The following is a 21174-nucleotide window of genomic DNA, read 5'->3' on the forward strand; positions in this document are numbered from 1 at the left end:
CTGATCGTTCCCACGCTCTGCGTGGGAATGCCTCTTCGGACGCTCTGCGTTCGGCTTTGAAGGGACGCGGAGCGTCCCGGGCTGCATTCCCACGCAGAGCGTGGGAACGATCAGTCACAGGGATTTGCTCGGCCGTTAGAGGGCGTCGCGGGAGGGTTTGCCGTCCACCAGGCGCTGGATTCGCAGCGGATTAGCGTTCTTCAACGCCTCCGGCAGCAGGCTGTCCGGATAATTCTGGAAGCACACCGGACGCAGGAAACGATCAATCGCCAACGTGCCGACCGACGTGCCGCGTGCATCGGAAGTCGCCGGATACGGCCCGCCGTGGACCATCGAATCACAGACTTCAACACCCGTCGGATAGCCATTGAGCAGGATCCGTCCGACCTTTTGCTCCAGCAGCGCCGTCAGCTCGCCGAACTGTTCGAAGTCCGCCGGTTCGCCAATGATCGTCGCCGTCAGCTGCCCGTGCAGGCCGTTCAACGCGGCATTGAGTTGCGCCTGATCTGCGACTTCGACGAACACCGTGGTCGGACCGAAGACTTCTTCCTGCAGCACTTCATCGCCATTGATCAACAAGCTGACATCAGCCTTGAACAACTGCGGTTGCGCCTGATTGCCTTGCTGCGGGCTGCCAGCCAGATGCTCGATACCCGGGTGAGCAAGGAGTTTTTGCAAGCCTTTGCCATAGCTGCTCAAAGTCCCGGCATTGAGCATCGTTTGCGCTGGCTGATCGCCGATCAGCCCCGCCACCTGTTGCACAAACGCGGTGAAGTGCGCCGAGCGAATACCGATGACCAGACCGGGATTGGTGCAGAACTGGCCGCAACCCTGCACCACCGAAGCGGTCAGGTCGCGGGCAATGGTGTCTGCGCGAACGTCCAGGGCCTGCGGCAACACGATCACCGGGTTGATGCTCGACATCTCGGCGAACACCGGGATGGGTTGCGCACGGGCTGCGGCCATGTCACACAACGCACGGCCACCCTTCAGCGAACCGGTAAAACCCACCGCTTGGATCGCAGGATGCTTGACCAGCGCTTCGCCGACTCCGCCGCCGTAGATCATGTTGAACACACCGGCCGGCATGCCGGTTTTTTCCGCCGCCCGAATCAGCGCGTCAGCCACCTGTTCAGCAGTGGCCATGTGGCCGCCGTGAGCCTTGAACACCACCGGGCAACCAGCGGCCAACGCCGACGCGGTGTCACCGCCCGCCGTGGAGAATGCCAACGGAAAGTTGCTCGCACCAAACACGGCGACTGGCCCGAGGCCGATGCGGTATTGGCGCAGGTCCGGACGGGGCAGCGGTTGGCGATCCGGCAATGCCAGATCGATCCGCGCGCCATAGAAATCACCGCGACGCAGCACTTTGGCGAACAGGCGCATCTGGCCGCTGGTGCGCCCGCGCTCGCCTTGAATACGCCCGGCAGGCAATGCCGTTTCGCGGCAGACCACCGCGACAAAGTCATCGCCCAATGCATCAAGTTCATCGGCAACCGCATCGAGGAACTGCGCGCGACGTTCGGCGCTCAGGCTGCGGTAAGCCGGGTAAGCGGCTGCGGCTGCCTTGGCGGCGGCATCGACCTCTTCAGGCGTGGCCTGGAAGAAATCGTGAGGCAAGGCTTCGCCGGTGCTGGCATCGACGCTTTGCAGTTTGACGGTGCCGACAGCGCTGCGCTGGCCGGCGATGTAGTTGTGACCAAGAATCTGGGTCATGCATTTCTCCTCAAAGGGTGCCGACGGTGCCGGGCTCGAACGCTGCTTCAACCGGTGCAATCCCGTTGATCAATGGCGCGCCGAACTCGGCCTGACTGATCTCGAACACGTCACCCGGTCGGGTGCGAATGCCGTCGGCAAAGGACAGGGTCGCGGTGCCGAAGAAATGAATGTGTACGTCCCCCGGACGCAGGAACTGGCTGTACTTGAAATGGTGGTACTCAAGGTTTTCCAGGCTGTGGCACATGTTGGCCTCGCCGCTGAGGAACTCGTTCTGCCACAGCACTTCGCCGTCACGCAGGATGCGGCTGGTACCGGCCAGATGTTGAGGCAGTTCACCGACGCGAAGTTCCGGGCCATAGCTGCAACTGCGCAGTTTCGAATGCGCAAGGTAGAGGTAATTCTTGCGCTCCATCACATGGTCGGAGAACTCGTTGCCCACTGCGAAACCGAGGCGATACGGCTTGCCATCGTGGCCGATGACGTAGAGGCCACTGAGTTCAGGCTCTTCACCCGCGTCCTCGGCAAAGGGCGGCAGCGGGAACGGTTGGCCCGGACGCACGACGATGCTGCCGTCTCCCTTGTAGAACCATTCCGGTTGCACGCCGGCCTGCCCGGCCGCCGGTTTACCGCCCTCCACGCCCCATTTGAAAATGCGCATGGTGTCGGTCATCGCGGCTTCGTCGCCGACCTGCTGGTGCATTTTGTCCCGGGCCGACGCGCTGCCGAGATGGGTAAGGCCGGTGCCGCTGACCAGCATGTGCGCCGGGTCAGGGTGATCCAGCGGTGGGAGGATTCGCAACTGCGCCAGCAACTCTGCGTAGTCATGGCTAATGCCGAGGCCAAGGGTTTTCACCTGCTGCTCCAGATTGACGCCCGCCTCGATCGCCGCCAGGGCCAGGTCGCGAACAGTGCGCGCGTCCTGGACTTCGCGGATCAACCCCTCCTCGACCACGCCCACCCGACGCTCGCCGTTACTCAGTTCGAACTGCACTAAACGCATGGATTTTCTCCTGTGTTTTCGGAACACCACCGCCCCCTGTGGGAGCGGGCTTGCCCGCGATAGCGATCTGCCTGACACATCAATTGTGAATGTGCCGCCGTCATCGCGGGCAAGCCCGCTCCCACAGGATCGATGGTGATTGTCTGTTTTGTATCAGGTACGGCTCGCGCCTCGGGCACTCGCCGCAAACTGGTCCGCCGCCAGCACATGTTTGCGCTCCAGCAACCGATACACCACGCCGGTCAACACCAGCCCGAACACCATCACACCCGACAGGAAGTACAGGCCCGAGGCCAGGTTGCCGGTGTATTCCTTCAGCGCACCGATCACGAACGGACCGATGTAACCACCGAGGTTGCCCACCGAGTTGATCAACGCGATCCCCGCCGCTGCACTGGCGCCGGCGAAGAAACGACCCGGCAAGGTCCAGAACACTGCGGTGCAGGAAAACAGCGCAAATGCCACCAGGCACAACGCCGCGAGTTGCAGCACCGGCACGGTCAGCCAGGCGCTAAGGAACAGGCCGATGGCGCCCAACACATAAAGCACCGCCAAGTGGCCGTAACGATCATTCAAGCGGTCGGAACTGCGCGGAATGATCAGCAAACCAATGATCCCGAAGATGTACGGCACTGATGACACAAAACCAGTCACCAGATCAGTGCCGCCAAACTGTTTGATCAACGTGGGCAGCCACAGGCCCAGGCCATAAATGCTCAAGGTCACCGGCAGATAAAACAGCGCCAGCAACAACACGCGCTTGTCTTTCAGAGCGTGCAGCGGATTGCCGTGCCGGGTCTGGCCGTAGGCCTCAAGGTCTTTTTTCAGCTCGCCGGTTAGCCAGTCTTTCTCGGCCTGGTCCATCCATTTCACTTGTTGCGGGCCGTCCGGTAGGTAACGCAGTACCGGCCAGGTCAGCAGGATCGCCGGGGTGCCGATGACGATGAACAGCCACTGCCAGCCATGCAGACCGAGAATCCCATCCATCCCGAGCAAGCCGCCGGACACCGGGCCGGTGATCATCATCGCGATGGGTTGGGAAAGGATGAACAGCCCGAGGATCTTGCCGCGATGGCGAATCGGGAACCATTGGGTGATGTAGTAGAGAACGCCCGGGAAGAACCCGGCTTCGGCCGCGCCGAGCAGAAAACGCATGACATAGAAGCTGTGCGCCCCCTGGACGAAGGCCATGCCGATGGTGATGGCGCCCCAGGTGACCATGATCCGCGCGAACCAGCGCCGGGCGCCGAAGCGGTCGAGCATCAGGTTGCTGGGGATTTCCAGCAGGAAGTAACCAATAAAGAACAACCCTGCACCGAGGCCATAGGCCGCGTCGCCCAGGCCAATGTCGGCGCCCATGTGCAGCTTGGCGAATCCTACGGCGGAGCGATCCACATAGGCGATCAGGTACAGCAGGATCAGGAAGGGAATCAGTTTCAGCGTGATGCGACGAATAAGCCGCAGTTCCTGGCTCATGAGATCGGTCTCCGATTGTTGTTGTTATAGAACCTCGGGGGACGCCTCTCGCTGAAAACTGCCAGGGCAATCCCTCCGTTGAAAGCGACTATATAGTAATACTAATTACCCAACAACACTTCCAAACCGGCGAAATTGCGCTTATGTTACGCCGTAGCTCGAACAATATAGTCATACAATAAGAGAATCGATCATGTCTGATAAGAAACCCAACCTGCGCTCCGCCCAATGGTTTGGCACCGCCGACAAGAACGGCTTCATGTACCGCAGCTGGATGAAGAATCAGGGCATCGCCGACCACCAGTTCCACGGCAAGCCGATCATCGGCATCTGCAATACCTGGTCGGAACTGACCCCGTGCAACGCGCATTTCCGCCAGATCGCGGAGCACGTCAAACGCGGGGTGATCGAGGCCGGTGGTTTTCCTGTGGAATTCCCGGTGTTCTCCAACGGCGAATCAAACCTGCGCCCCACCGCCATGCTCACCCGCAACCTGGCGAGCATGGACGTGGAAGAAGCGATTCGCGGCAACCCGATTGATGGCGTCGTCCTGCTGACCGGTTGCGACAAAACCACCCCGGCACTGTTGATGGGCGCCGCCAGTTGCGACGTGCCGGCCATCGTCGTCACCGGTGGGCCGATGCTCAACGGCAAGCACAAAGGCCAGGACATTGGCTCCGGCACCGTGGTCTGGCAGCTCAGCGAACAAGTCAAAGCCGGCACCATCACCATCGACGATTTCCTCGCGGCCGAGGGCGGCATGTCCCGTTCGGCCGGTACTTGCAACACCATGGGCACCGCTTCGACCATGGCCTGCATGGCTGAAGCACTGGGCACGTCCCTGCCCCACAACGCGGCGATTCCTGCGGTGGATGCACGCCGTTATGTGTTGGCGCACATGTCCGGCATGCGCGCAGTGGAAATGGTTCGCGAGGACTTGAAGCTGTCGAAGATCCTGACCAAGGAAGCCTTCGAAAACGCCATCCGTGTAAACGCCGCCATCGGTGGTTCGACCAACGCCGTGATCCACTTGAAAGCCATCGCCGGTCGCATCGGCGTCGAATTGGACCTGGATGACTGGACGCGCATGGGTCGCGGCATGCCGACCATCGTCGACCTGCAACCGTCCGGGCGTTTCCTGATGGAAGAGTTCTACTACGCCGGCGGCCTGCCAGCGGTATTGCGCCGCCTCGGTGAAGCCAATCTGATTCCCCATCCGAACGCCATGACCGTCAACGGCAAGACCCTCGGCGAAAACACCAAGGACGCGCCGATCTACGGCCAGGACGAAGTGATCCGCCCCCTCGACAACCCGATCCGCGCCGACGGAGGCATTTGCGTGTTGCGCGGCAACCTCGCGCCGCTGGGTGCGGTGCTCAAGCCATCCGCAGCCAGCGCCGAATTGATGCAGCACCGTGGGCGTGCCGTAGTGTTCGAAAACTTCGACATGTACAAGGCACGGATCAACGATCCGGAACTGGACGTCGATGCCAACTCGATTCTGGTGATGAAGAACTGCGGGCCGAAGGGTTATCCAGGCATGGCCGAAGTCGGCAACATGGGCCTGCCAGCCAAGCTGCTGGCTCAGGGCGTGACGGACATGGTGCGCATTTCCGATGCACGCATGAGCGGCACGGCGTATGGCACGGTGGTTTTGCACGTTGCCCCGGAAGCGGCGGCCGGCGGGCCTTTGGCGACAGTGAAGGAAGGCGACTGGATCGAGCTTGATTGCGCCAATGGGCGTTTGCATCTGGACATTCCGGATGCGGAACTCGCGGCGCGCATGGCGGACCTGCAACCGCCGCAGCAATTGATCGTGGGCGGTTATCGTCAGTTGTACATCGACCATGTGCTGCAAGCGGATCAGGGTTGCGATTTCGACTTCCTGGTCGGTTGCCGCGGCTCAGAAGTGCCCCGCCACTCTCACTAATACCCCTACCTATCGATCGTTCCCACGCTCCGCGTGGGAATGCAGCCCGTGACGCTCTGCGTCACTTCCCGCGTGGGACGCAGAGCGTCCCTTGATGCATTCCCACGCAGAGCGTGGGAACGATCATCAACGCAGAGCATGGGAACGATCATCGCGCGCCTGCTATCATGCGCAACATCTCCATCGCACAGGATCGCGCCGCGCCCCATGGATTACCGCAAACCCTCCGACCGCAAAAGCATGCACTCGCGCATCGTCCAGGAATTGGGCATGCAGATCGTTTCCGGACGCTTCAAACCGTGTGACAAACTGCCCGCCGAAGCCCTGCTGTGCGAGGAGTACGCGGTCAGCCGCCCGGTGCTGCGCGAAGCCACCCGCGTGCTGGTTGCCAAAGGCCTGGTGTATTCCCGTCCGCGTGTCGGCACCGTGGTCAAGCAGCGCAAGGAATGGCACATGCTTGATCCGGATGTGCTGCACTGGCTGATGCAAAGCAGCCCGCAGAATCAATTCTTCGATTTGCTGACCAGCGTGCGCAGCATCATCGAACCCGCTGCCGCCGCCCTCGCCGCGCAATTCGCGACCGACGCGGACATCGCCTCCATCGGTGAAGCCTACCAGCGCATGGAAGCCGCACCGACGCCTGAAGCCTTGTTGCAGCCGGACCTGGACTTTCACAGCCGGATCGCCGATGCGACCCACAACGACCTGCTGGCGAACCTGTGCAACATGCTGTCGGTGGCGATTGCCGAAGCGCTGAAGCATTCCAACCAGCGGCCGAATCTGCATGAACTGGCGTTGCCTCGGCACAAGGCGATTCTGACGGCGATCGAGAATCGTGATGCGCTGGGTGCACGGCATGCCACCCTCGTACAGCTGGACGATGCGCGCAGTGCGTTGAACGTCGTGCTCGGCACTGATCCCTCTTAACCACCACTGAAACCCTGTGGGAGCGGGCTTGCCCGCGATGGCGGCGGCACATTCAACATATGTATCGACTGACAGTACGTAATCGCGGGCAAGCCCGCTCCCACAGGGGTTAATGTGAAATTTTGGATGTAAAAAAGCCGCAACTCAGGTTGCGGCTTTTTTGTTTCAGCCAGGGATCAGTGAGCGAACAACGAGTTGCCCTTCTGCCCCGCCAGTTTCTCCGGTTTGATCAGGAACCGTGCCAGCGCTGGCAACAGCCACAGCGCACCGAACATGTTCCAGAGCAGCATGAAGGTCAGCATCAGGCCCATGTCGGCCTGGAACTTGATGGCCGAGAAGATCCAGGTGCACACGCCGATCGCCAGGCACAGGCCGGTGAACAGCACGGCTTTACCGGTGGACTTCAGCGTCTGGTAGTACGCCTCTTGCAGCGGCAGGCCCGCACGCAGGAAGCTTTCCAGACGGCTATAGATGTAGATGCCGTAGTCCACGCCAATCCCCACACCCAACGCCACCACCGGCAGGGTCGCGACTTTCACGCCGATGCCCATGAAGGCCATCAGGGCGTTGCCGAGTACCGACGTCAGCACCAGCGGCAGCACGATGCACAAGGTCGCCGCCCAGGAACGGAAGGTGATCATGCACATGGTCGCGACGCAGATGTAGACGAGGATCAGGATGGTCAGTTCGGATTCCTTGATCACCTCGTTGGTGGCCGCCTCGATACCCGCGTTACCTGCTGCGAGGATGAACTCCAGGCCGTCCTTGTTGTTTTCCTTGGCGAAGTCCTGAACCGCATGCACCGCGCGATCCAGGGTGGCGGCCTTGTGGTCGTTGAGGAACACCAGCACCGGCGCCAGGGAGCAACTGTTGTTGTACAAGCCATCGGCACGGGCGATGGAGTTGTTCAGTACGTCAGGGTTGCGCGACAGGGTTTCCCATTTCAGGTTGCCCTCGTTCATGCCCTTGATCATCTGCTTGGACACGGTCACCAGGGAGATCGCCGACTGCACGCCCTCGGTGTTTTGCATCTTCCACATCAGCTCGTCGATCGGCGCCATGGCTTCGTAGCGCGAGCAGCCTTCGGACTTGGTCTTGACCATCACCACCAACACGTCGGAACTGGTGGAATAGTTGCTGATGATGAAGTTGTTGTCCTTGTTGTAACGAGAGTCTGGACGCAACTCGGGAGCACCCTGGTCGAGGTCACCGATCTTCAGGTTCTGGCTGTACCAGAGGCCGCCACCGAAGGCCAGCAAGGCCAGGATGATCGACACCGGTGCGACTTTCGGGCTGGCAAAGCTCGACAGCAGGCGCCAGAACGGGTGTTCACGGTGTGCGTCTTTCTTGCTGCGTTCGACGGCACGCTTGCTGATACCGACGTAGGAGATCGCCACCGGCAGCAGGATCAGGTTGGTGAACACGATTACTGCCACACCAATGGATGCGCCAATGGCCAGTTCACGAATCACACCAATGTCGATGATCAACAGCGTGATGAAGCCCACCGCGTCCGCCAGGATCGCGATCATCCCCGGCAGGAACAATTGACGGAACGTGCGTCGTGCGGCGGTCAAGGCGTTGTCGGCTTCGCTGGACTGCAGGGCGATCCCGTTGATCTTCTGCACGCCGTGGGAAATACCGATGGCGAAGATCAGGAACGGCACCAGCATCGAATACGGATCGAGTCCGAAGCCAAAGAAGTGCATCAACCCCAGCTGCCAGACCACCGCCACCAGCGTGGTACTCAACACCGCCACGGTACTGCGCATGCAGTTGGTGAACCAGTACAGCAGGATCAGAGTGATGATGAAGGCGACGCCGAAGAACATCACCACCATGACCAGGCCATCGATCAGGTCGCCGACTTTCTTGGCGAAACCGACGATGTGGATCTGCACGTTAGGGTTCTGCGCTTCAAACTTGTCGCGGATCTTTTCTTCAAGTTCGTGGGAGAACTTGCGGTAGTCCAGCGCCAGCAACTTGCCCTGGTCCTGCGGATCCGGGTAGGACTCCAGCAGCGGGATATCGACGATGCTCGACTTGAAGTCGTTGGCCACCAGACGCCCGACCTGACCGGACTTGAGCACGTTGTTGCGCAGCAGGTCGAGGCTTTGTTGGGAGCCGTTATAGCTCTGAGGGATCACTTCGCCACCGGCGAAACCCTCCTCTGTCACCTCGGTCCAGCGTACGCTCGGGCTCCACAACGACTTGAGGCCGGAACGATCGACACCGGAAATGTAGAACACCTCGTCGTTGATCTGACGCAGGGTCTCCATGTATTCCTTGGAGAAGATGTCGCCATCGGTGGCTTCCACCGAAATGCGCACCGTATTGCCCAGGTTCGCCAGATCGTTACGGTGCTCCATCATCTTCTGGATGAATGGATGCTCCAGGGGGATCATTTTTTCGAAACTGGTGGACGGCCGGATCAGCGTCGCCTGCCAGAACAGGAAGATGCTGACCAGCAGGCAGATGACGATCACCGCCGGGCGGTTGTTGAAAATCAGGCGCTCAAGAAACGTCGCCTTGTCTTGGTGATGACTGCTCAAGGATGTCATAGACCCGCCTTCTTATTATTTGCCCGGCTCATTTGGACGACCCGTTTTTTCCATTCTCTGCGCCGGCGCCGGTTGGCGAGGTGACGCGAACGCCGCCCTGTCCCGCCAGAATCAGATTACCGTCGCCTGCTGCAGTCACCGCCGAAACGGAAATGCGATCCGAACGGTTGAACACGCTGAAGGTTTCGCCGTTGTCGTTGCTGCGGATCACCGAGCCGCCGTTGCCGACGATCACGATGGAGCCGTCATCAAGCAAGGTTGCGCCAGACAGACCGAACTCCAGCGCACCGCGGGCAGCCTTGAGCTCGACCGGCTCCCAGGTTGTACCGAAATCGGTGGAGCGGAACAGATTGCCGCGCAACCCGTAGGCCAGCAGCGTGTTGGCCTGAGCGGTGCCGATCACGCCGAACAGCGAACCTTCGTATGGGCCTTCAAGCTTTTCCCAGGTCTGGCCCCAGTCGGCAGAGCGGAACATGCTGCCCTGCTCGCCGACGATGAACAGCCCGGCATCCTTGACCGCCGCAATGCCGTTGAGGTGGTACTGGTCTTCGTTGTCTAGGCGATCACTGGCATCTTCCCAGTGCTTGCCACCGTCGGTGGTGGCCAGCAACGCACCGTACGCACCCACGGCAAAGCCGCTGTTGACGTCCTGGAACCAGACGTCGAGCAGCGGTGATTCGCGTTTCAAATCTTCGAATTGCTTGGTCCAGGTAGCGCCACCGTCCTCGCTGGCGAGGATCTGTGCGTCATGGCCGACGGCCCAGCCGTGTTTGTAATCGGCGAAAAACACCGAGGTCAACAATTGCCGGGTAGGCACCTTGGCCTGGGTCCAGGTGGCACCCTGGTCATCGGAATACAGAATGTGCCCGCGATCACCAACGGCCACCAGGCGCTTGCCGGCGTGCACCACGTCGAGCATCAGGCTCTTGCTGGCTTTGGCAGATTCAACGGCATAAACAATGTCGGACGCTGGCGCCGCAGCGGCCAACGCAGGTGCCGACAGCACCGCACAACCCAACAGCGAGAGCGCTGTAGCCAGCAACGCGAACTTGCGTAATGCCGGCGGGCGGCAAATACCCACACCCATGACAGGCTCACTCATAGACCTTCCCCCATTCTTATTGTTAGGTCGTTCAACCTTTCAGGGCGCCGTAAGGGGTGCTCATCAGGATTGCCTGTTCTGGAGCATAGTCCTGAAATGCGCAATCTAGAGCCCCTTCGGAAGCTGGCTTATCCTATCGGGGTTTGGAAAGGTCTGACAATCGACGCCACGTTATGTTTTGTTAACTGGGGCGGAATGCGGTTTGGGTGAATGATTGGGTATCAGGTGGGGTGATTGGGGTTTCTGGGTTTGTTTGGGGCTCGGGGTTCGGGGTTCGGGGTTCGGGGTTCGGGGTTCGGGGTTCGGAGTACATATCCGTTTCTGCGGTCACGGCTACTTATGGTTTCGCTCTTACAGCGACTCACTTTTCCAAACGCCGAAAAGTAAGCAAAAGGCTTCGCCCCGGCGTACGGCGCCTCGCTGAGGCTCCGCGTTCCCTCGCTACGGTGTCCATCAGGGGGCATCGCCTACGGTCTGCTTCGCGACGACCTCCTCTCGATGTGTGCGGCTTCGCCGCACGGCGCTTCGCGCCTAACCCCCTGATGAACACCTACGCTCGGCCTGCCGAAGGGGCGAGAGATCAAGATCAAGATCAAGATCAAGATCAACGTCAAAAGCCACGGCCGCAGCCGCAGCCGCAACATCCTCACACCTGTGGAGCGAGCCTGCTCGCGATATAGGTAGTCCGATCAACATTGCTTTGCCTGACACACCGCCATCACGCCCTGAGCCTTTCCGTCAACGCGATTTTGCTGTGTTCAGCTCGCTGGTCAACGGCGAGCCGTGCCGGAGCAAGGCCTGTAAATAAACCTTTTCGTCGTACACGGTGCTGGTCTTCCAGCACCGATAAACGATCCGGATCCACTTGAACGCCAAGGCCCTGAGGGCGGCTTGGTAAGAGCAGCCTTTGGCCCTTTGCTGGCGATAATAAGCTTCTGCCCACACCGATTGATTGATGCTGTGTGCAGCCCACTCAACAAAGGTCTGGCGCAAAAAAGTTGCGCATTGATAGCGCCAATGAACGACTTTTTTCTTGCCGCTACGTTCGGTAACCGGTGCGATCCCGGCGTATCGCTGCATCGAACTGGCATCCTTGAAGCGATCTCGCTGCTCACCAAAAGCCACCATCAACCGTGGCGCAAGCTGCTGCCCCGCGCCGGGCAAGGCCTGGAAGAGGCGGTAGTCGGCCAGGGTATTGGCGGTTTTTTCGATCTCCCGATCAAAGTCTTTGATCGCCGTGATGACCCCTTTCAGTTGCGAGACCAGGGCCAGCACATACAGCGCTGAAGGACTGACCACGCCTGGATCTTCAGTCAACGGCATGGCTTTGGTGATCAACGCCAAACGCTGCTGATTGAGTTCAGCATGGCGAACATTATGCGCGTGAAGGAACTTCAAAACGCTGGCCGGCCGAGCGCGCTTAAGCACTTCAAATGTCGACCAGCGCGCCAAAAACTCACAGAAAACCAGCGTGTCATGGTCATGAAACAGCTCAAGAGCCAACGGATAATACTGTTTGAGCATGCAGACCAGACGGTTGCTGATCTTGACCCGGTCATCGACCAGCCCACGGCGATGTTCGGTCAGACTGGCGAGCGAACGCATGGCGGAGCTTTGCTGGACCAGTTGAGGAAACCGTTCTGGGTGATTCAGCAACAGCTCAAGCGCCCATTGAGCATCCGTTGGATCATCCTTGGCGCCACTGGGGACGAAGGTTTTACGGTGCCGGGCCAAGGTGCTCGGATTGATCGGAAAGATACAAAAAAACTCATATTTTTGCAGAGCCGCTATCAGTGGCCCTTTGTTCAGCTCCACGGCGACCGCGATCGGGCCACCGTAACGTTGATGCAGCGACTTGGCCCAGCGATCAATCGACTCGGGCTTGTGGTCGATGACCTCGAAACTCCGCTGAGCCTCTCCAGTTATCTGCAAACAGATGTCGTGCTTGGCATCTGCCCAATCAATTCCGATATAAGCAGTGAACCTCTGAGACAGGAGCGTTTGCATGGAACACCTCCACAGGCGCTAAAGTACATGCAGGGACATGCATGCTTGCGTCCAGCGAAGGCGATATAGAGAGCCGTGTCGGGCTTTCCCTGAGAATTCGTTAGAGGGCGCAAGCGCACCTGTGGGCTCGAAGGTGATGGCGTAATCATCGAGTGCTTCGCGAGCATATTCGTAGCCCGCAGGTGCATGTTCCTTCCTCGCCGACAGCGAACTTCCAGCGAAGTCAGTATGGAAGAGAAAGGAACGGACTACCTATATCGCGAGCAGGCTCACTCCCACAGTGGATTGATGTACACCTGCAAGAAATTGGTCAGCTGTCAGGCCGCCTTCGCGAGCAAGCCCGCTCCCACATAAAGCAGAGCAACGTACGGCTTTTGCTCTTCACCACTCATCAGGCCGAGCGTTAGCTCGCCTTCAGCTTTTGATCTTGATCCACCCGCCCCCTCGGGAGGCTGAGTGGAGGTGTTCATCCGGGGAGTGGCGCGTAGCGCCGTTCGACGCAGTCGAACACGCTGCATGTAGGTGCAGCGAAGCCAACCGGAGGGCAGTGTCCCCGGATGGATACCGGAGCGAAGGTACGCCGAGCCCAGGCGAGGGGCCGGACGCTTGGGGCGAGCGTTTTTTTGCTTACTTTTTTTAGGCGCTTGTAAAAAAAGTGAGTCGCCGTAAGGGCGAAACCCTAAGCCGCCGTTACCGCAGAAACGGATATGTACTCAATCAACAACAGCATGGTCGGCCCGAAGGCCGCCATTACAGCCAAGCCAGCTCCCACAGGGCCCAAGTGAACCCTGAGGGAGTAAAGCCAAACTCAGGCCAGGCTCTTGCTGACCACTTCAAACACATCACTGGACAACTGACCCGAAGCACGAATCCGCTCCAGTTCACCTTTCATCAACGCCTGACGCGCGTCGTCATACTTGCGCCAGCGAGTCAGCGGTGCCAGTTGGCGAGAAGCGATCTGAGGATTAAACCCGTTCAACTCGATCACCAGGTCCGCCAGGAAGCGATACCCGGAACCATCGGCCGCATGGAAGTTGATCAGGTTCTGCCCGGCAAACGCGCCGACCAGTGCCCGCACCTTGTTCGGGTTCTTGATGTTGAACGCCGGATGCTCCATCAATTGACGAACACGCTCCAGACCACCCGGCAACGTGCTGCCCGCCTGGACACTGAACCACTGATCCATGACCAGCGGATTGTCCTTGAAGTGCTCGGCAAAACTCGCCAGCGTCCGGGCTTTATCTTCTTCATATGGCGAGTTGACCAACACCGCCAACGCCGTCAGGCGCTCAGTCATGTTGTCGCTGCTCTCGAATTGTTCAAGCGTCGCCGCCAACACCTCCGGCTTGCCGCTGAGCATCAGGTACGACAGCGCAATGTTTTGCAACGCGCGACGTGCGAAGTGCTCGGCCTCGGCCACATACGGGGTTTTCTTCGACAGATCGCGGTTGGCCTGATAACGCAGCCACAACGCTTCGAACAAACCTTCGGCCAATTGCTTGCGGGCAAACTCGCGAGCGATATGGATGGCATCGACGTCAGCCACTTCGCTGATTTCAGTCAGATACGCCTCGCCCGGCAGCGATAGCATTTCCGCGACCATCGCCTGGTCCAGCGTTTCGTCGGACAGCACGGTGCGCAAGGCAGAAATCAGGCGCTGATCCAGCACCAGTTTCTCGCCCTTCTGCTGCTGGGCAATCAACTCCTGCAGCACCTGAACCGACAGTTGCTGACCGGCATCCCAGCGGTTGAAACCGTCGCTGTCGTGCTGCATCAGGAACATCAGTTGATCGCGGTTGTACGGGAAGCTCAGTTTCACCGGTGCCGAAAAACCGCGCAGCAACGAAGGCAGCGGCTGTTCAGCAATGTCGACGAAGGTGAAGGTCTGCTCGGCTTCGGTCACCGAAATGACCCGCGAAGTGCCCTGGGCACGGTCTTCACCGGAAAGACGCAACGCAATCGCCGCACCCTTCGAATCCAGCAGGCCCAATTCCACAGGAATCACGAACGGCAGTTTTTCAACCTTGTCCGGAGTCGCCGGGCAGCTCTGGCGGAAGGTCAGGCTGTAGGTTTTCGCTGCCGCGTCGTAAAACTCGCTCACCGCCAGACGCGGCGTACCGGCCTGACTGTACCAGCGTTTGAACTGGGTCAGGTCGACGCCGTTGGCATCTTCCATGGCCTTGATGAAGTCATCGCAGGTCACGGCCTGGCCGTCATGACGTTCGAAGTACAGGTCGCTGCCTTTACGGAAGCCTTCGGCGCCGAGCAAGGTGTGGATCATGCCGACCACTTCCGAACCCTTTTCGTACACGGTCAGGGTATAGAAGTTGGAAATCTCGATGAAGCTGTCCGGGCGCACGGCGTGAGCCATGGGACCTGCGTCTTCGGCGAACTGATGGGTGCGCAGATAGGCCACGTCCTGGATGCGCTTCACGGTCGCCGAGTTCATGTCGGCGGAGAAGCCCGAATCGCGGAACACGGTGAAGCCTTCCTTGAGCGACAACTGGAACCAGTCGCGGCAGGTCACGCGGTTGCCCGACCAGTTGTGGAAGTACTCGTGGGCGACGATCGCTTCGACACGCTGGTGCGCGGCGTCGGTCGCGGTTTCGGCGCGGGCCAGCACGGCGCTGGAGTTGAAGATGTTGAGGCCCTTGTTCTCCATGGCGCCCATGTTGAAGTCGTTGACCGCGACGATCATGAAGATGTCCAGATCGTACTCGCGACCGTAGACCTCTTCGTCCCAGCGCATGGACTTCTTCAGGCTGTTCATCGCGTGCTGGCATTTGTCGATGTTTTCCGGCTCGACGTAAATGCGCAGCGCCACGGAGCGCTCGCTCATGGTGGTGAAGGTATCTTCGACACACCACAAGTCACCGGCCACCAGTGCGAACAGGTACGCCGGTTTCTTGAACGGGTCTTCCCAGGTCGCCCAGTGCCGGCCATCTTCGCCGGGACCAGAGGCAATCGGGTTGCCGTTGGACAGCAACACCGGATAGCTGTGCTGCTCGGCGACGACCGTGGTGGTGAACGTGCTCATCACGTCCGGACGGTCAAGGTAGTAGGTGATCTTACGGAACCCTTCCGCCTCGCACTGGGTGCAGAACATCGTTCCGGATTTGTAGAGGCCTTCCAGGGCGGTGTTGGTTTCCGGGTGGATCTTGACGCTGGTATCGACCGTGAACGTGGTGCTGGTCGGGTGCAGGGTCAGATGGTTTTCGGTCAATTGATAATCAGCGTCGCTCAACTCGTTGTCGGCCAGGGTGACCGACAGCAGTTCAAGTTGCTGGCCATCCAGCACCAGCGGCGGCAGGCCCGGGCCTCGCTCTGGATTGCGGCGCATCACCAGTTGCGCATGGACCAGGCTGTGGTCCTCGAACAACTCGAAGGTCAGGTGCGTCTCGTCGATCAGGTATTCGGGCGCCTGATAGTCCTTCAGGTAGATCATCTTCGGTTGTTCGGTGCGCATGCTGGAGTCCTTACTGATGCACGGCGAGCTGATAAGCCGTGTATTTACGAATATTGATCACGCCGGTGTCGAAAATCAGGTATTGGCCCTTGATCCCCAACAGCGTGCCTTCGGCAATCGGATTCTTGTCCAGGTTGAAGCTGACGATTTTGGCCGGGTATTGCTCGACCGGATAGCGGATTTCGAGGACGTCTACATCGGCAATAGTCTGGATTGCTTGTAGGCCGAATCGTTCCTGCAAACCTTGCAAACCTTCGGCGCAACTATCAAATAGCTGATCGCGAACCTCGGCCAGGTTCACCGACACCGCGTCGCCCTTGAGTAAAGCACGCCAATTGGTCTTGTCTGCTACCTGACTGCGGAACAGGTCTTCGACGAAACCCGATTGCTGGCGGGTCGAGACACGCATGATTGGCAACGCCTGACGGGCGCCCTGATCGATCCAGCGAGTCGGCAGCTGGGTGGCGCGGGTAATCCCGACCTTCACCCCGGAAGAGTTCGACAGATACACAATGTGATCGGTCATGCAGAACTTCTCGCCCCACTCCGGCTCCCGGCACGTACCAGCATCGTAGTGGCAACGCTCCGGGCTCATGATGCAGAGATCGCACTGCGCCAGTTTGGTCATGCACGGGTAGCAATAACCCTGGCTGAAACTGGTTTTGGTCTTGCGCCCGCAATGGGAGCAATGGATCGCCCCCAAATACTCGAGGCGCACCGTGGAGCCGATCAATGGATTGACCGGCACCTCGACGTCATCCAGACGAAACGCGTACTGCACGTTCGGCCCGTCAAGGCGCGCCGACATTTTGCTGATTGCACCGCGGCCAATCTCAATCAATGGACGGCATCCGACTTGAACAGGATGTTCGGCACTTCAATCGACTTCGAACCGCACTCCTGCACGCCCATGTAACCGGTACGCTGGTCTTCGGGCAGATTCTTGATTTCCCAGGCGATCATCGCTTGCAGCGACAGTTCGCGTTGTTCGGCAGTGAGTTTTCCACCGTCGGACCATTTGCCGATTTCCACCGCCAGTTTCAGGCTCTGGTAGATATCGGGGGTGATGTTTTGGATCATTTCGTTAAAAGAGGACATCAAGGTCTCCGCTCTTTAATACATAACTGTTTAGACGGCCAGTTTACGGCGGTTGTACAAACCACCCAACAAACCGGTCAAGCATCCGACGAGCAACCCGCTGACGTGGGCAGCGTTAGCTATTTCACCGAAACCAATCATCGAGACCAGCCCCGACAGGCACAGCACCAGCCACACCAGCATCATCACCAGCACGCCACGCGGCAGGCGATAAGCCGGGTTCGGCGACAATATCTGGAAAATCCAGCAATGCCCGAGCAGGCCGTACAGCACGCCGGACAACCCGCCAAACAAGGTCGGGCCGCTGAAAACAAACTGGGCGTAGTTGGACACCAGGCTGAAGAGCAAGGTCAGGCCAATCAGGTTGATGCTGCCCTGACGCGACTCGATGCGCCGCCCCAGCTCCCAGTACCACATACCGTTCATGGCCAGGTGCAGAATGCCGAAGTGGATCAGCATCGGCGTCACCAGACGCCACCACTGCCCCGCCGCCAGGCTGTCCGCCAAGGGCACAAAATGGATGTACTCGCCGACGATACGAAAATCGAGGAAGGTCAACCAGCGCATCGTGTCGAGGTTTTCGCCCAACAGCGTCACCGCACCGACAATCAGGCTCAGCAGTAACACCAGCCCTGTCGCCTTGGCATGACGCAGTTGCTCGACGAAACCGGGGCGCCTGATAGTTTGCGCGACCGGAATGTCCAGTTGCTGGTCCGGGTCGCCCGCCGGAAAACGTTCATATAAGGAACGGACGTCTTCGCTGATATTGGCCGGCACCCACAACACCTGTTCGCCCGACTCTTCGCTGACCCGATGCGGCACCTGCATGCGTTGCAGCAGTTTGACGAACCCACTCAAATCCACCGCCAGCGGCAGACGTAAAACGGCAACGGTACTCATTGCAGCACCTCCGGCCGCTCGACATCGACCCAGACAAATTTGTGCGGGTCGAGACGGGTTTCCTGATCCAGGCGATAGGCGACCAGTTTGCCGTAGAGCACCGCGCTGTAATCCAGGCAGGCCAGGTTCGGACGGATCGGCGCCGGTTTTCCGCTGCGCCAGTAGTGGCCAACAAACAACAGCGGCTCATCGACACCGTACCGCAGCAAGGTATTTTTTTCGGTGGACGACAGCGGCGTCTGGGCCACCGGTTCGGGCAAGGCATCAGGCTGGAACACAATGTCTCCGTAGGTTTGCGGGTCGTCTTCCCAGAATTTGGTGCGGAAGAACGAACGCGTCAGGCCATCGCCGCTGGTCATGGTCAAGCCGTGCGGCAAACGCATGTCGGTGCCGCGCAGCAAGCGATCGAACACGGTGCAGGCGAAACTGCCTGGCACAGCAGAGGCCTGGAGGAAATGCTCGTCGACGCAACCATCGTGGAACAACGCGCGCAACGGTTCGATCAGGCCGGAGTCCCAGCAGGCGTGCACCACGCGGAAACGCCCGGCATCCACGAACAATGGCAATTCGTAGAACCATTGCTGGAAGTCATGCCAGTCGCCGGGATGATCTTGAAATTGAGTCAGGGTTTCACCGAGCAGGCGCGCATGGCGTGGCGTGTGTTCGCGCACAAACTGTTTGCCACTGCCCGGCGGCGCCGGTGTGGCCCAGCCGAGGGCGTTGAATTCATGGTTGCCCATGATGCACAGCGCCTGACCGGCCTCGACCATGTCGTGGACGATGTGCAGCGCCTCGCGAATCCGCGGGCCGCGGTCGATGATGTCACCGACGAACACCGCCATGCGCGATGGATGCCGCCAGACGCCACCTTGTTTGTGATAACCGAGCCGGTCGAGCAAGTGCTCAAGGGTCAGAGCGCAACCGTGCACGTCACCGATCAGGTCGTAGCTACGCGCGGGATCGAGCATCAGTCGCCTCCACCACCCAACCGGCTGCCCCAGCCAAGCTTGGTCCGGCAGACCTCATAGTAGTTGTGGTCGAGTGGGTGAATCAGCCGCAGCTTCTGGGCTTTTTTACTGATGGTGATGGTGTCGCCCGGCGCGCAGGTGAAATGGTTCTGCCCGTCACAGGAGACTTGCGGGTAAATCTGCATATCTTTGGACACGACGATTTTCAGCTCACTGTTGCCATCGACCACAATCGGCCTGCCCGACAAGGTATGGGGGTACATTGGCACAATCACAATAGCGTCGAGCTTGGGATGCATGATCGGCCCGCCCGCCGACAGCGCGTAGGCGGTCGAACCGGTGGGCGTGGCGACGATCAGGCCATCGGCCTTCTGACTGCAGACGAACTGGCCGTCGATGTACAGTTCGAACTCGATCATCCGCGTCGATTTGCCAGGGTGCAGCACCACATCGTTCAGCGCGTCGCCCTGGCCAATGGCTTCAGCGTGGCGGCGTACTTCGGCTTGCAGCAGGAAACGGTTTTCCACCAGATAGTGGCCATCGAGAACTTCGGCGACTTTGACTTCCAGTTCATCAGGGCGGATATCGGTCAGGAAACCGAGGCTGCCTCGGTTGATGCCGAGCACCGGAATATTGTGTCGGGCCAAGGCACGCGCGGCGCCAAGCAGGCTGCCGTCACCGCCGACCACAATCACCATGTCACATACTTCGCCGAGCATCTTGCGGGACGAGGTTTGCAGGCCATGACCCGGCAGGACTTCGGCGATGGTGTCTTCGAGGATCACGTGCAGGTGACGATCGAGCAGAAACCGTTTCAGTCGGCGGACGGTATCCAGCACCTGCGAACTGCCGAGGCGACCGATGATGCCGATATTACGAAATTGCTCCATGGGGCCCCTGAGGTCTGTGACGGCGAAAAACACGATTATGGGCGAAAGCGCGGGATAGACAAAATCCTTTCAGCCACAAGGGTGTACTCATGTTTAGGGCTATGCTCGCAAGATGATCCTATTTCCCGATTTGCTCCAGTTACCCCACCAGTTGCGCCACCCCGAAGTGCGCGACCTGGCCTGGGTCATCCTCGCGCCGCCGATGCTCGACATTACCCCGTGGCCGCAACGACATCCGCTGACCGGCAGCGACTGGGTGCAGGCACCGGAGCGGCTGGAACAGTGGCTGAGACAACTCGATCGTGACAGTTATGACTTGCTGCACTGGCTGGCACAGGCCAGGACCCGGCGCCTGGGCCTGTATTACGAACGGCTGTGGCAATACGCCGTGCGCCATGCCCCGGGCATCGAGTTGATTGCCGCCAACATGCCGATCCGCCGCGAAGGCCACACGCTGGGTGAGCTGGACATGTTGCTGCGCGACCGCGATGGCATGCATCACCTGGAACTGGCAATCAAACTTTATCTGGGCCCGCAGAATGGCGACGGACACGACACAGCGCAGTGGCTCGGGCCGGGTTGTCATGATCGGCTGGACCGCAAACTGGCGCACCTGTCGCAGCATCAGTTACCGATTTCCGCCCGACCTGAGAGCCGCGAGGTGCTGGCGGCGCTGGATATCCAGCAGTTCAGCGCGCATCTGTGGCTGGGCGGCTATCTGTTGTATCCGTGGCCTGGGCAAGCCAGACCACCCAACGGCGCGCATCCACAGCATTTGCGCGGAAGCTGGCTGCATCAGAAGGACTGGGCGGATTTTGTCGTGCAGCGCCCGTTCGGCCGCTGGCAACCCCTGCCCCGCCATGCCTGGCTGGCGCCGGCGCATTATTCTGTGGAACAGACCTGGAATACCGAGCAGTTGAATGCGTGGCTCAGCGATCTGGAGCCTTTGGCCCCGGCGCAACTGATGGTGCGGCTGATCGAGAATGCCGACGGTGATTGGGAGGAAGCTGAGCGGTTGTTTCTGGTGGCGGATCTTTGGCCGAATGTGCCGGGTAGTGGCTGAGAATTGTAGTGTCTGGTCTGCCCCCTTCGCGGGCACGCCTCGCTCCTACAAAAGCACCCTACACCCT

General features: G+C 59.7%; 15 protein-coding genes. 3 read left to right on the plus strand and 12 right to left on the minus strand.

Annotation, left to right across the window (positions count from 1 at the left end; all coding sequences use genetic code 11):
* Positions 1 to 135 precede the first annotated feature (135 nt).
* The 3 genes from ACYZT8_RS15700 to ACYZT8_RS15710 form a co-directional block, all read right to left on the minus strand.
* Positions 136 to 1716 carry an aldehyde dehydrogenase (NADP(+)) gene (locus tag ACYZT8_RS15700; RefSeq protein ID WP_461973979.1) on the minus strand — a complete coding sequence of 527 codons (1581 nt, stop codon included), beginning with the start codon at positions 1714 to 1716 and terminating at the stop codon, positions 136 to 138.
* 10 nt (positions 1717 to 1726) lie between these two features.
* Positions 1727 to 2719 carry an AraD1 family protein gene (gene araD1, locus ACYZT8_RS15705; RefSeq protein ID WP_461973981.1) on the minus strand — a complete coding sequence of 331 codons (993 nt, stop codon included), beginning with the start codon at positions 2717 to 2719 and terminating at the stop codon, positions 1727 to 1729.
* 153 nt (positions 2720 to 2872) lie between these two features.
* On the minus strand, positions 2873 to 4195 hold the full coding sequence (locus tag ACYZT8_RS15710; RefSeq protein ID WP_461973983.1) for an MFS transporter: 1323 nt from the start codon (positions 4193 to 4195) through the stop codon (positions 2873 to 2875).
* A gap of 193 nt (positions 4196 to 4388) precedes the next feature.
* Here ACYZT8_RS15710 and ACYZT8_RS15715 point away from each other — a divergent pair, with 193 nt between their 5' ends.
* Both ACYZT8_RS15715 and ACYZT8_RS15720 read left to right on the plus strand, forming a co-directional pair.
* Complete coding sequence (locus tag ACYZT8_RS15715) at positions 4389 to 6125, plus strand: IlvD/Edd family dehydratase (protein WP_461973985.1); 1737 nt, start codon at positions 4389 to 4391, stop codon at positions 6123 to 6125.
* Between the two features lie 207 nt (positions 6126 to 6332).
* Positions 6333 to 7052, plus strand: coding sequence for a FadR/GntR family transcriptional regulator (locus ACYZT8_RS15720; RefSeq protein WP_461959136.1), 720 nt, complete (start codon positions 6333 to 6335; stop codon positions 7050 to 7052).
* A gap of 176 nt (positions 7053 to 7228) precedes the next feature.
* On the opposite strand, the gene ACYZT8_RS15725 is transcribed toward ACYZT8_RS15720, so the two are convergent.
* The 9 genes from ACYZT8_RS15725 to ACYZT8_RS15765 form a co-directional block, all read right to left on the minus strand.
* Positions 7229 to 9613, minus strand: a complete 2385-nt coding sequence (locus ACYZT8_RS15725; protein WP_131062059.1) for an efflux RND transporter permease subunit — start codon at positions 9611 to 9613, stop codon at positions 7229 to 7231.
* Between the two features lie 28 nt (positions 9614 to 9641).
* Positions 9642 to 10715 carry a WD40/YVTN/BNR-like repeat-containing protein gene (locus ACYZT8_RS15730; RefSeq protein ID WP_461973987.1) on the minus strand — a complete coding sequence of 358 codons (1074 nt, stop codon included), beginning with the start codon at positions 10713 to 10715 and terminating at the stop codon, positions 9642 to 9644.
* Positions 10716 to 11453: 738 nt separating this feature from the next.
* Complete coding sequence (locus tag ACYZT8_RS15735) at positions 11454 to 12722, minus strand: IS110 family RNA-guided transposase (RefSeq protein WP_461973989.1); 1269 nt, start codon at positions 12720 to 12722, stop codon at positions 11454 to 11456.
* A gap of 808 nt (positions 12723 to 13530) precedes the next feature.
* Positions 13531 to 16188, minus strand: a complete 2658-nt coding sequence (pepN, locus tag ACYZT8_RS15740; RefSeq protein WP_461973991.1) for an aminopeptidase N — start codon at positions 16186 to 16188, stop codon at positions 13531 to 13533.
* A gap of 10 nt (positions 16189 to 16198) precedes the next feature.
* Positions 16199 to 17029, minus strand: coding sequence for a DUF2797 domain-containing protein (locus tag ACYZT8_RS15745; RefSeq protein WP_461973993.1), 831 nt, complete (start codon positions 17027 to 17029; stop codon positions 16199 to 16201).
* On the minus strand, positions 17026 to 17286 hold the full coding sequence (locus ACYZT8_RS15750; protein WP_461973995.1) for a YeaC family protein: 261 nt from the start codon (positions 17284 to 17286) through the stop codon (positions 17026 to 17028). Before ACYZT8_RS15750 ends, ACYZT8_RS15745 begins: the two co-directional genes overlap by 4 nt.
* A 30-nt stretch (positions 17287 to 17316) precedes the next feature.
* The gene (locus ACYZT8_RS15755; protein ID WP_461973997.1) at positions 17317 to 18186 is read right to left on the minus strand and encodes a rhomboid family intramembrane serine protease; all 870 of its coding nucleotides are present in this window, start codon (positions 18184 to 18186) and stop codon (positions 17317 to 17319) included.
* Entirely contained in the window at positions 18183 to 19154 is a 972-nt protein-coding gene (locus ACYZT8_RS15760; RefSeq protein ID WP_461973999.1) for a metallophosphoesterase, read from the minus strand. Before ACYZT8_RS15760 ends, ACYZT8_RS15755 begins: the two co-directional genes overlap by 4 nt.
* On the minus strand, positions 19154 to 20044 hold the full coding sequence (locus ACYZT8_RS15765; protein ID WP_010459816.1) for an NAD(+) kinase: 891 nt from the start codon (positions 20042 to 20044) through the stop codon (positions 19154 to 19156). The genes ACYZT8_RS15760 and ACYZT8_RS15765 overlap by 1 nt, the downstream gene beginning before the upstream one ends.
* 112 nt (positions 20045 to 20156) lie before the next feature.
* Here ACYZT8_RS15765 and ACYZT8_RS15770 point away from each other — a divergent pair, with 112 nt between their 5' ends.
* A complete protein-coding gene (locus ACYZT8_RS15770; RefSeq protein WP_461974001.1) occupies positions 20157 to 21107 on the plus strand; it encodes a DUF1853 family protein in 951 nt (316 codons plus the stop codon).
* Positions 21108 to 21174: the final 67 nt, after the last annotated feature.

It is taken from the genome of Pseudomonas sp. LB3P93 (assembly GCF_054898025.1).

Coding starts and splice junctions, on each gene's coding strand:
- ACYZT8_RS15755 (WP_461973997.1), bottom strand. CDS start 18,186: ATGAGTACCGTTGCCGTTTTACGTCTGCCGCTGGCGGTGGATTTGAGT.
- ACYZT8_RS15730 (WP_461973987.1), bottom strand. CDS start 10,715: ATGAGTGAGCCTGTCATGGGTGTGGGTATTTGCCGCCCGCCGGCATTA.
- ACYZT8_RS15765 (WP_010459816.1), bottom strand. CDS start 20,044: ATGGAGCAATTTCGTAATATCGGCATCATCGGTCGCCTCGGCAGTTCG.
- ACYZT8_RS15770 (WP_461974001.1), top strand. CDS start 20,157: ATGATCCTATTTCCCGATTTGCTCCAGTTACCCCACCAGTTGCGCCAC.
- araD1 (WP_461973981.1), bottom strand. CDS start 2,719: ATGCGTTTAGTGCAGTTCGAACTGAGTAACGGCGAGCGTCGGGTGGGC.
- ACYZT8_RS15760 (WP_461973999.1), bottom strand. CDS start 19,154: ATGCTCGATCCCGCGCGTAGCTACGACCTGATCGGTGACGTGCACGGT.
- ACYZT8_RS15700 (WP_461973979.1), bottom strand. CDS start 1,716: ATGACCCAGATTCTTGGTCACAACTACATCGCCGGCCAGCGCAGCGCT.
- ACYZT8_RS15720 (WP_461959136.1), top strand. CDS start 6,333: ATGGATTACCGCAAACCCTCCGACCGCAAAAGCATGCACTCGCGCATC.
- pepN (WP_461973991.1), bottom strand. CDS start 16,188: ATGCGCACCGAACAACCGAAGATGATCTACCTGAAGGACTATCAGGCG.
- ACYZT8_RS15735 (WP_461973989.1), bottom strand. CDS start 12,722: ATGCAAACGCTCCTGTCTCAGAGGTTCACTGCTTATATCGGAATTGAT.
- ACYZT8_RS15750 (WP_461973995.1), bottom strand. CDS start 17,286: ATGTCCTCTTTTAACGAAATGATCCAAAACATCACCCCCGATATCTAC.
- ACYZT8_RS15725 (WP_131062059.1), bottom strand. CDS start 9,613: ATGACATCCTTGAGCAGTCATCACCAAGACAAGGCGACGTTTCTTGAG.
- ACYZT8_RS15710 (WP_461973983.1), bottom strand. CDS start 4,195: ATGAGCCAGGAACTGCGGCTTATTCGTCGCATCACGCTGAAACTGATT.
- ACYZT8_RS15715 (WP_461973985.1), top strand. CDS start 4,389: ATGTCTGATAAGAAACCCAACCTGCGCTCCGCCCAATGGTTTGGCACC.